This window comes from Acidisphaera sp. L21 (assembly GCF_009765685.1).
In the GTDB taxonomy this organism is placed as follows: domain Bacteria; phylum Pseudomonadota; class Alphaproteobacteria; order Acetobacterales; family Acetobacteraceae; genus LMUY01.
In genome coordinates this window covers 46,503-56,535 of sequence record NZ_LMUY01000076.1, presented here as the reverse complement: position 1 = coordinate 56,535, position 10,033 = coordinate 46,503, and the positions used below count along the sequence as shown (strand labels likewise).

The window sequence follows — 10,033 nt, the reverse complement described above, 5'->3', positions numbered from 1 at the left end:
ACTCGAGTGGTGAGCCGGACCAGGGCTGACCGGCGCACCGTGGGTGAAGGCGGTCGAGATACGTCATGGCCAGCGAGGCCCGCTATGCCGCTGAAGCTGCCGCCTGCACTGATTCGCCCATCCAACCCACACGTTGGAACTCGCCCAACTATGGCCGGCGGCCTGGCCCAACCTCGGAGCCCATTGGCCCTCCCGCCGACACCAGCATGCGGACTGGCGCTGTGCTGGAGCACCTGGTGCTCGCCGGGGACCACAACCTTGAAAGGGCCACCGCCGTGCCGTGGATCGTCGGCACGTCCCGCGTAGCTGACGCAGGGGCCGGACTGTCTGAGACGGGCACCCCGGCTGAGCTCGCCAGCGTGCCCGACGGCGTTCGCGGCGAGGACTCTGGCAGGATGGGCGGGTTGGACCGGGCAGTGCCGCCGCGCCGCAGGATTTGCCGTGATGGGCCGGCTTACTCGACCGGTTATCGCCGAGGAGGCTGCCTCTGCCACTGCCAACGTGGACGAGAGGATGGCGGAGAGGCCCGGCTACCCCCGACGTGCCGCTCCTCCAGGCAGGACAAGAGGGCATTGGGCGAGACACACCGGGCAGCGGCCTTGCCGACCTCCCAGCAGAATGGGGGTTGGTTCGCTGCGGCGCCCATGCCAACGCATCCGACACGCATCGCGGGCAGATCGTCAGGCGTCTGCGGTCGTTCGGCGCCGTGGGGGGACTGCACCGTTCCACCGCGACCGCGAGGGTCCGTCGCTCGCCGTGCCCCGCGGCTTGAACGCATTCCGGCTTGCTTCCGGATCAGGCACGGCCATGACGACGTCGCGGGCGACTTTGTCCTCGCGGAGGCCGAGGAAGACAGGATGGCGGACGCGACCTTCACCTGACCAGGCGGTAAAGTTCACCTCGGCGACCAGCACGGGCGTGACCCAGCGGATGGCGCGGTCGGGCGCTTCGCCGACGACGAGCAACGAGGCTGGCCGAGCCGCAGGCACGGCGTCGAAGTGCTCGCGGAAGGTGGCAGGTCCTGATGGGAGAAGCCCGTTCCGACGACGCCGGCGAAATGGAGGTGACCGTCCGGATCGTGGAACCCGAGGACGAGGCCGCCGATGCCGCGGCGGGAACCGCCGGGCGGCGTCCAGCCGAGCACGACGAATTCTTCGCGGCCGAGGCATTTGATCTTGAGCCAGGAGGCGCTCCGACCAGGCCGATAGGGCGCGTCGGCGCGTTTGCAGATGATGCCCTCCAGCTTGAGCCGATGGGCCTCCTGATGGAGGCCGGCGGCGTCGCCATCGATATGAGCGGCATAGCGGAGGTGCTCGCCCCAGCCGGTGAGTGCCTCGAGCACCCGCTTGCGGCCGCTGAGCGCGCAGCCGCGCAGGTCCCACCCGTCGAGGTGGATAAGGTCGAATGCGTAATAGAAAAGCCGCCCGTCTTTGCCTGCCGACAAAGCGGCCTGCAGATCGTGGAAGTGAGGCGTTCCGTCTTGCCGGAGGGCGACGAGCTCGCCGTCGAGAAGGGCGGTCTGAACGCCAAAGGCGGCGAAGCGCGCGGCGAGACGGGGCATGCGCGCCGTCCAGTCATGCCCGTTGCGCGTAACGAGGCGGACGCGGCCCTGGTCGATCCAGACCAGAAGGCGGTAGCCATCCAGCTTGAGCTCTGAGATCCATGCCGAGCCGGCAGGAGGGGCATCGGCCGCGGTGGCGAGTTGGGGCGCCTGGGTTGCCGGCAACGGTCCGCGCACGGCTCCCGCCGCGATCGGAGCGTCAGCGACAGGGCGGCGGACGGTTCGGGTCTTATGGGCCAGGGCGGGCAGGGCGCGGAGCATAGGCGCTAAATGGCTGAACTTGACCAAGTTTCCATTTCGTGTGGCCGACGACTCGGAGTCGTCGGATCAGCTACGCCGCGTAAGCAGCTTAGATAGCGTAGGTGTCGATCCGGATGCCATCCTGGCGTGCGCGGGCGGGATTTCGAAGAGGTGACTTCATGCCGTAGGCATAGCCGGGCTCGCTGTGGGCGAGCCCGGCCATGGCCGTCAGGCCACTTGGCGACGGCGGCGGTGAGCCGGCTTCGCCTGCCGTGGTTCGGTTTTGATTTCCAGCTTGATGAAGGGTGGTAGGCTGATGGTGACGGTTGCGCTGGCGACGGTGACCCGATGGAAGGTGCGTTCAATAGTCCGGCGCAGGTGAACGAGCATGGCGCGGATGATTTTGGATGCGGTCATGATGAAAACTCTCCTGAAATGGGATGTGCGAAAATCGCACGGGCTAAAGACGGCGCCGTAAAAGGCAGGGTCTGCACCCGCAGGGGCGCAACAGCGTGGAGCACCCGGCTTGCCGGGTTGTTGACGCTGCCGCGGTGCCGTAGCCCTCGCGATGATAGATTTTCGCTCGTCCCGTTTTAGGGGAGGTGACTGTCCGCAGACGTCAGCCATGGGCGGTTTCTTCTGCGTCGGACTATCGAATGCGCGCGGTCACGCGCGAGAGCGCCGCCCGACGTCATGGGATCGTTACCGAACGGCGGAGACGGCGCAGCTGCCTCCGTGGAGCGCAGCGGAATAGAGCCCGGTCCCCGCGCTGGGAGACGCCCGTCACGACGATTGCTTTAAACTTCGTCCGAATGGGTGTTCGTTCGCCCCAACCCAAGTCAATTTGGCCGCTCACAAATGGATATCGAAACGGGCGTGATCGAGCGCGTGATCCGGGGCACGGGCCAGTTTTGCTAGAAGTAAACTGGGGTGGCAATCTCGACTTGGCGCAGCTCGCCCACGGCCGAGGCGTGCTCGATGCCGAGTATGCGGCGCATCTCGGCGCGAATGGATACCATCCAAGGCGCACCCAAGCCCCGCTGCAGCAGTTTCGTAGCGGTTTGGGCCACTGACAGTTACTTGCGTTGCGCCATAGTGTCTAGTCTTTTCAACTATTTAGCTTGCCCCGGGCAGTGGGAGCGTCTAGACTTTCCAACGTAGACAGAGGAGGTGACGATGCGAATTGAATTGATGGTCGGGACGACGAATGTCGTCCGCTTTCCCGTCGAGCGCAGGGCGCCCCCAACGATGGACTTGCTGCGGGACATCACCCCTGATGTCCGCGAAGTCTTGCTTCTGGTCGAGAGCTTCGGGTTGAGCATGCCTGACTATGACCCGCGTCACGCGGCCGACGCGGTGGCGGCGGACCACATCGCAAATCACGTGAGGCCAGAACCGGGAGCTCTGCGCCATGCCGGTCTGGACGCCGTATTGGCGTGTTTCGTCTTGCGGGCCACCGCGGCTTGCCGCGCGGCAAGCCGCGACCTTGGCGGCGACCGATGCAAAGCAGCGGGTCGTCGATGCCCAAATCCATGGTGGATATTGGCTTCAGCCAATGGAGGAGCGTGCCCTACGTCTGACGGAGACAGCCGCGCATCTCCTCGTGGAGGCCCATGTACGGAGCGAAGAGGCGGAAGGCGTCAGCCGTGCTGTCGATCTCGCCAAGCTTGGAGCAACCTGGGTCCCGTTTGATCTGCAGGCGGAAGCCGAGGCGTTGTTCTTTCCCGGTCGAAAGAGCGCCTAACGCTGCCTCTGCGCGGCATGACAAGTTCATACAGACCTTTGAGCGCGCTACGAAGCAAGACGGGGCTTCATATTTAGTGGGTGGCGCGGCGCTTGGCATTCTCAGTAGAGTTTTCGTCCTCCTCTTCGCTTACGTCGGCCTTCTGCAAGGCGTGTTGGCGCGGTTTGCCACAGAACGATAGGAAATCACATGACGAATAAGAAACTCCTTGCTGCGCTGGCTGGCCTCTTGCTGCTTAGTGGCTGTCAGTCAGCAATGCTTTCGGATGATCGAATTGCGGACAACACCGCCGGGATCATCGGTACCAGCCCTGACGGGGTGACGATCTCCGGCCGTCATGGTGACGCGACGAATACCTACTACACCGCCACCCTGAGGAACGGCCGCCACTATGCCTGCGTCATCAATGGTGGCGGCTTGTTGGCGGCTGGGCTGACAAATCCGCCAACCTGCAATCCGATCTAGGGATCGAACCGCCAATCATCAACGCGCGGTCGGAAACGGTTACACAACTTCTCAGCTTCCGAGGCGCGCTCGCCAAGCGATGGGCCATCGTCCCGGCGGAGGTGTTCTACGATTGGGGGCGCCCGGAGGGTCAGCTCAAGCAGCCCTTCGCCATCGCGCGGGCAGGCGGCTCGCCGCTCGCCCTGGCCGGGCTGTGGGAGGGTTTCAAGTGGGCAAGCGGAGAGGTGACGCGGACGTTCTGCCTTCTCACCACGTCAAGTGACCGGGACATGCTGAGTGTGCACGACCGGATGCCTGCATCCTGAAGCAGGGGGACTGGCCGCTCTGGCTCGGTGAAGCCGAGGGCGACGTGTCCGCTCTGCTGCGTCCAGCCGATTATGAGGTTCTGCGGCTCTGGCCGATCAGCACCGCCGTCAACGCGGTGCCGCGGTGCCGCGGTGCGGAACAATGGGCCGGATCTGTTGACCCCTCTGGCGGAACCCGGCGAAGCGCGGGCAGCGCGAGCAAGGCTTCAAACTCAGCGCGATCATTGGTCTCCATACCGCGTTGAGGCGTCAGGCCCGGAAAGGCACGTTCGAGAACGGCGATGTCGCGGGCCACGTAAAGGCGATTGCGCTCGGCGGCCGTGACATTGGTCGATGACCAATTGAGTTCGTAGTCGGCCGCATCGGCCAGCGAGCGCGTAAACTCCCGAAGCGTCCTGCTGTTTTTTCGTGGAACGAATGCACAAAGTCGAGGTCCCCATAGAGGCGCGCCAGTCGCGCGGGTACGGCCTCCGGCGGAAGAGAGGCGATGCCGGTCGGCTCGCCGAGGTCGCGCAACATGGCGTCTGCGCGCGGTCCAATATTATCGTGGGCATAGTGAACTTCGTGCACGCTAACCTGATTTCCGAGGGCACGAAACTTGCTCCAGCCAGGGGGATCGCCGCGCAGTTCGCCCGGTCGATGGTGCGGCAGATCCTGAAAGATGTGGGCGTAGACCGCTTGGAGATGGGACAAGTCAAATCCGCCGCGGATCGGAGATTCCGCGAGCTGCGAGAGGCGGTTCGCGACAAGGAGTGCTTCCCGCCGATCATCAGCCATAGGAAGCGGCCAACCCGGCGACGGCTGCATCGAGTTCACGACGATCGATCTCGCCCTGGACGTAGCAAGCGAAGAGAGCTTCTGCAGCGTCGTCCAGAACGAACCCCTCAAGTCTTACGCTGCCGCGGGCGTAATCGATCGCCTTTTTCCGACGAGCACGTTCCCCGGCGGACAAGGGCCGACCTTGTTGCTTAGTTTGGTTCATGCGATCCCTCCTTGAGAGCCTTTATACCGGAGAAGCGGCTTACTGTGGGCGGCTTGGTGCATCGATCACCGGGATGTCACAGACTTCCACCCCGGCGTCGTCGAGTAGCAGGAAGGCTCTTTCGCGGGCAACAACGCTCTCGGCCTCGACGACTTGCGTCTGACCATCTGGGAGCGTCACCATGTTGGTGCCACGTGCTTGGGCTGCCCCATGCGCTTCAGCGACGATGGCCGCGGCGGCTGCGGGAGTTTCAGCATGAACAGCGAAGTCGGCGGACCCCTGATGGGTCGTGCATTCTACAAGACGGATTTGGAAGGTGCGCATAAGAGACGTCTCCGGTTGTACCGCACTCGGAATGGCCACGCGCCGGCGGCGCGGTCCGGGCAAGGCGCCCTTACGATGTGGTCTGTTTGACGAGTTCATCATTCCTTCCTTAGGAAGGCATAAGCGATTACTATACCAATACTCGACCTCAATGTACAGGTGGCGGATCAAGAAAGATGTAGTGACTAGACCTATGTTCAGTAACTTGCGTGTTGTACTTCGGCGCGAACGGCGTTTACTCGTTCGCGTCGACTTAGGATGTCATGGCCGCGCCAAGCCAATAATCTGCTTGGCAGTCCGCCGCATCTGCTTCCCTCAGGAGCAACTGCCGACGAGATTCAGGGAGATGGTTACGTTCCGCCAATTCACGGATCGCGGTTGCCTCACGTCGCCACGCGTGGACGCTCGCGAGGCACCCAAGGCGATTGATCATCGGGCCGGTCATCGGCGTTCTCCGGTCGAGAATGGGGGTGACGACCCGCACGCTATGCGGGTCGTTGGCGGGTTCTGGTCAGAGCACCTGCGGGGCGAACGGGATATCGTCGTCAAGATCGCTCCCAGTGCGCGGCAGGTATCCACCGCCTGTGCTGCCCTCCACCATGCCGGCCTGGCGACCGCCGCCGGTTGCGCTTGACAGCATCGTCATCTCGCCCTTGAAGCGGGCAAGCACCACCTCGGTCGAATAGCGTTCAACGCCCCCTTGGTCGGTCCACTTTCGCGTCTGCAGCTGACCTTCGACGTAGACCTTCGCGCCCTTCTTCAAAAAGCGTTCGCAGACGTCCGCGATCTGGCTGTTGAAAACGACGACGCGGTGCCACTCGGTGCGCTCCTTGCGCTCTCCGGACGCCTTGTCATTCCAGGTCTCGCTCGTCGCGAGTATGAAGCTGACAATCTTGTCGCCAGCCTGCGAATTGCGAATCTCGGGATCCTTCCCAAGATTTCCGACCAAGATCACTTTGTTGACGGAACCGGCCATTTTCATATTCTCTCTATTTTCCATCGAGAGAAGGCGTTCGGTTGATGCCGTCGACGTCCTCTCGTGTGCGGCCCCTGAGAACCAGCCGAACGAGAGGGACAACGGAACGCGCTAGCGTTGGACCAGAGCCACGCGCAGCACAGCGAGCATGGCGAGGACCCGCCCGTTTTCCAGAACGTGCGGTGGGTTCAAGCCGCAGCAACGACAGAGAGGACGGCAGGCATCAGGCGACGCTTAAACCAAATCTGACCTCAACCATCTCATGCTCATTAGGGTAAGCCCGCTTAGTGGCCATCACGCGGCTGCCAAGTCGTAGTCTTCGCGACGGCGGTTGATCAGGCACAGCAGTTGGGCGGCGGCGTGGGCATCGTCCAAAGCACGGTGATGTCGCTCGAGCGGGATATTGAAGGCCTCGCATAGCGCGCCAAGACTATAGGAAGACTGGCCCGGCTGATGGCGCCGCATGCCAGCGCAGGTGCAGAACTTAGGTAAGCGAAAGGGCATGTTCACGCGCCTGAACTCGCTTGCGATGAAGCCATAGTCGAAGTTCACGCTGTGGGCCGCGAAGACTGAGTTGGTCATGAATGCAGCGAGATCGGCGGCGATCTCGCGAAATTTCGGCGCATCGGTTACCATGCCGTCATCGATGCCAGTCAGGCCGGTAATGAAGCTCGGAATGTGCCGCTCTGGGTCGATGAGTGAATGCCATTCATCGACGATCTCATGATTGCGCAGCTTGACGGCTCCGATTTCAATCACCCGGCCAATGCCGGCGCGACTGCCCGTCGTCTCGACATCAACCACAACGTAGGTCTGCTCGGGATCGTATCGGTAAGTGACGCGACAAATCGTCGCGGCAAAGCCGGCACGTTGCAGCTGGCGCAAGCGCGTCAGCTGATTGCGCCGTACGACGTCACCTTCTGCCTTGACCTCGACGAAGCGGATCGTCTTCTGCTCCGTCAAATCAGATTGGAATGCATCGGCCGAAATTGAATCCGACCGCGTGAGCATCAAGTCGGGAAATCCATCGGTGAAGGAGTGAAAGTCACCGCACATCATCTCAAGCATAGCCGCCAGCGCCGCGGGCGGCGAATGGCTAGCCAGCGACTGAACCGCGCCGTCGTCGATAGACTGCCAGCTGACCAGCCCGTTCACTGCACCCCTTTGCTGTTCGATGGTCGCGTCGATCAAACCCGCAGCGCTGCCACCGCGGACGAGATCAAGCCGGGCGGCAACGGTATCCGCGTAGGTTTTGTGGAAGCTCCGGTCGGCGAGGCAGCGCGGTAGGCGGTCAAAACCGCTATGCAGCTCGGCCTGCGCCCCGAACAGCTCCTCCCAAAATATCAGCCCGAACAGAGCCAGCCAAACGCTGCTTTCCGTCCAGTAAGGTGTCCAGCCCTCGCGGCCGAACCATCCCGCTGCCCCTTCCTCGGGGAGGGTGCGATAAGCCTCGTCGATTTGAATGCTTTGACTCTCGCGGAGCAGAGCCGTGCAAGCACCAAGTCTCCGCCGCTCGAACTTGCGAGCATAAAACTCCGTGGCGAAATCATATTCGGCATCACTACCAGGATCGTCGATCAGGCGCTCAAGGACGACACGACACTGATCCAGGTGCCCTGCGGCATGCAGCAGACGTACGCGGCGCGCGTTACAATCGAGATCATCCGCTGTTCGATAAACGGCGATCGCATCGTCGACCTGGCCGCCCTTTTTGAGATGAAGGCCAACTTGTAGTGCCAGCCGGTCATGTAACAATGTGGCGTAAGCCGTTGGTGGTGATAAGCCGTCGAGCAGGGTGGCACGCGCGGTCTCGAACGCCACAGACGTGGCAAGGCTAGCGGACAGCCGGCTGTAAAGAAAACACGCCTGAGCCTCTGCCGCGTCTGCGAAACGAGCCCCCGTGGCCTCCCGACCATTGACTGCGACGATCCCTAAATCACGCAGGGCAAAACTCTTTAGGTCGCGGTGAGCCTTGCCGAAATAGAGATAGAGCAGAAAATCGAGCGTTTCCCCGTGGCCTCGCACGAGATAACCGTCGAGGTCGAGGCTGCTTTGCACTTGCTCAAAGGAGGCAGATGACAACAGCAAGTCGATCAGGTGGGCCTTTGGCCGGGATGAGCGAACTGCACTCACATCCAACTGACGCGCTAAGCCGAGGAGCGCAGCCTTATCCAGGCCGGAAAGCAAACTCGGGTAATCGCCAGCGTCAATGACACGAACAAAGCCTTCCAAGAAAAGCTCTTCGATGGCGGCGGCCGTATCGATTTCCGCATAGCTTAGGCTCTTGCGATGGAATACTTGTCCCCGGCGGTTGGCCATCCGGACGAACAAGCACTGCGCATCTCGCGAGAGGGCATCAAGCCGCTGAATGAACGCCCGGTGGCCGGCATCAACGATGTGATCGTAGTGCTTTACGACGGTGGCGATCATCTCCCGGAAATGGTCATGGTAGTAATACAGAGGGAGCTGCGGGGTCGACATGGTTCTTGGTATGTTCTCGCATCCGCTGCGGATTGTCAAGCTGCCTGCGACGGCGTCTGGCTTAGTGACCGATAGTCGGAGGCAGACGATGCGCGCGCAGCCACCGAGGCGCACCCGCACGAGGGTACCGTGTGGATCGGAGACGCCGCATCAATGCGCGTCGAGACGATCAGCTTTGCACGACAAGTAGGGCAGATACTGGCTTGCGAGAAGCAGTGTTATCGCATATCGACGAGGTCTGGCAGATCTTAGACCTCGACAATGAGCGGGTTGCCGTCAGAGTGTTCGGTCCATCACCCGTCCGACGGTGCCTGACGGGACACTATGCTGCCAAAGCGGTGTCAGTCGCGTCACTCCCGAGGTCGGCGTTTGAATGGTCGGCATAGTCCGGATGAAAGGCCAACAGGTAGTCGGCGATACGTTGAGCGTCCGAGGCGGCTCGGAAGATCTCGCGCTTGTCTTCCTTCAGCTTGATGATCCAAGACGCAAGATAATCCGCGTGGTTCGGGATGTCACAGGGTAGATCCAGGATCTTTCCCAGGAAAACCGATGCCAGTTCGGCGCGAAGTTCTTCCTGAGCGTAGGCGGCTGAGCCAAATCGACCCGTCAAATCCCGGTCCAGGCGGCTTTTGTGGCCGGACCAATGTGATGCCTCGTGCAGGGCAGTGCTTGAAAACGCATATGGGCTTTCGAACGAGGCGGGGTCCGGTAATTGGATGAAGTCGAGCGAGGGACTGTAGAACGCCCGATCGCCGCCGATCCGGATGATGGCCTTGCTATTGGTCAGAATGATATCAGCTGCCTCTGGCCGGCGCCACGGTGCAGCCTTGACGTCGGGTGCGACGTAGTCCGGGATGCCATCGATCTGTGAGCCGTTGAAAACAGTGTAAGCCCGGAGCATTGGGATCGCTTTTGTGCGATCATCCGCGTCGGGCGCTGCGTCACGATCTTCCAC

The 10,033-nt window shown here is 62.0% G+C and carries 12 protein-coding genes; 3 read left to right on the top strand and 9 right to left on the bottom strand.

Going from position 1 to position 10,033, the window contains the following annotated elements; translation table 11 throughout:
- Positions 1–680: 680 nt before the first annotated feature.
- From GSQ76_RS32705 to GSQ76_RS15740, 3 genes are all read right to left on the bottom strand, one after another.
- The gene (locus GSQ76_RS32705; protein ID WP_408836721.1) at positions 681–899 is read right to left on the bottom strand and encodes a hypothetical protein; all 219 of its coding nucleotides are present in this window, start codon (positions 897–899) and stop codon (positions 681–683) included.
- Positions 896–1,738 carry a non-homologous end-joining DNA ligase gene (gene ligD / locus GSQ76_RS15745; RefSeq protein ID WP_158744942.1) on the bottom strand — a complete coding sequence of 281 codons (843 nt, stop codon included), beginning with the start codon at positions 1,736–1,738 and terminating at the stop codon, positions 896–898. The genes GSQ76_RS32705 and ligD overlap by 4 nt, the downstream gene beginning before the upstream one ends.
- 291 nt (positions 1,739–2,029) lie before the next feature.
- Positions 2,030–2,218: a hypothetical protein gene (locus tag GSQ76_RS15740; protein ID WP_158744941.1), complete on the bottom strand. Its 189-nt coding sequence runs from the start codon at positions 2,216–2,218 to the stop codon at positions 2,030–2,032.
- A gap of 1,069 nt (positions 2,219–3,287) precedes the next feature.
- On the opposite strand from GSQ76_RS15740, the gene GSQ76_RS15735 reads away from it, so the two are divergent.
- From GSQ76_RS15735 to GSQ76_RS32700, 3 genes are all read left to right on the top strand, one after another.
- Entirely contained in the window at positions 3,288–3,545 is a 258-nt protein-coding gene (locus GSQ76_RS15735; RefSeq protein WP_158744939.1) for a hypothetical protein, read from the top strand.
- A gap of 189 nt (positions 3,546–3,734) precedes the next feature.
- The gene (locus tag GSQ76_RS15730; RefSeq protein WP_158744937.1) at positions 3,735–4,010 is read left to right on the top strand and encodes a hypothetical protein; all 276 of its coding nucleotides are present in this window, start codon (positions 3,735–3,737) and stop codon (positions 4,008–4,010) included.
- The gene (locus tag GSQ76_RS32700; RefSeq protein WP_158744976.1) at positions 3,941–4,315 is read left to right on the top strand and encodes an SOS response-associated peptidase family protein; all 375 of its coding nucleotides are present in this window, start codon (positions 3,941–3,943) and stop codon (positions 4,313–4,315) included. The genes GSQ76_RS15730 and GSQ76_RS32700 overlap by 70 nt, the downstream gene beginning before the upstream one ends.
- Positions 4,316–4,564: 249 nt before the next feature.
- Here the strand turns inward: GSQ76_RS32700 and GSQ76_RS15720 are convergent, their stop codons facing one another.
- From GSQ76_RS15720 to GSQ76_RS15695, 6 genes are all read right to left on the bottom strand, one after another.
- Positions 4,565–5,092 (bottom strand): hypothetical protein, encoded by a 528-nt coding sequence (locus tag GSQ76_RS15720; protein ID WP_158744935.1) that lies wholly within the window; start codon positions 5,090–5,092, stop codon positions 4,565–4,567.
- Positions 5,085–5,297, bottom strand: a complete 213-nt coding sequence (locus GSQ76_RS15715; RefSeq protein ID WP_158744933.1) for an antitoxin VbhA family protein — start codon at positions 5,295–5,297, stop codon at positions 5,085–5,087. Before GSQ76_RS15715 ends, GSQ76_RS15720 begins: the two co-directional genes overlap by 8 nt.
- 39 nt (positions 5,298–5,336) lie before the next feature.
- Positions 5,337–5,621 carry a hypothetical protein gene (locus GSQ76_RS15710; RefSeq protein WP_158744931.1) on the bottom strand — a complete coding sequence of 95 codons (285 nt, stop codon included), beginning with the start codon at positions 5,619–5,621 and terminating at the stop codon, positions 5,337–5,339.
- 511 nt (positions 5,622–6,132) lie between these two features.
- A complete protein-coding gene (gene ssb / locus GSQ76_RS15705) occupies positions 6,133–6,597 on the bottom strand; it encodes a single-stranded DNA-binding protein (protein ID WP_158744930.1) in 465 nt (154 codons plus the stop codon).
- A 294-nt stretch (positions 6,598–6,891) separates the two neighbouring features.
- Positions 6,892–9,078, bottom strand: coding sequence for an exonuclease domain-containing protein (locus tag GSQ76_RS15700; protein ID WP_335904904.1), 2,187 nt, complete (start codon positions 9,076–9,078; stop codon positions 6,892–6,894).
- A 322-nt stretch (positions 9,079–9,400) separates the two neighbouring features.
- Positions 9,401–10,033, bottom strand: a complete 633-nt coding sequence (locus GSQ76_RS15695) for an ArdC family protein (RefSeq protein WP_254070435.1) — start codon at positions 10,031–10,033, stop codon at positions 9,401–9,403.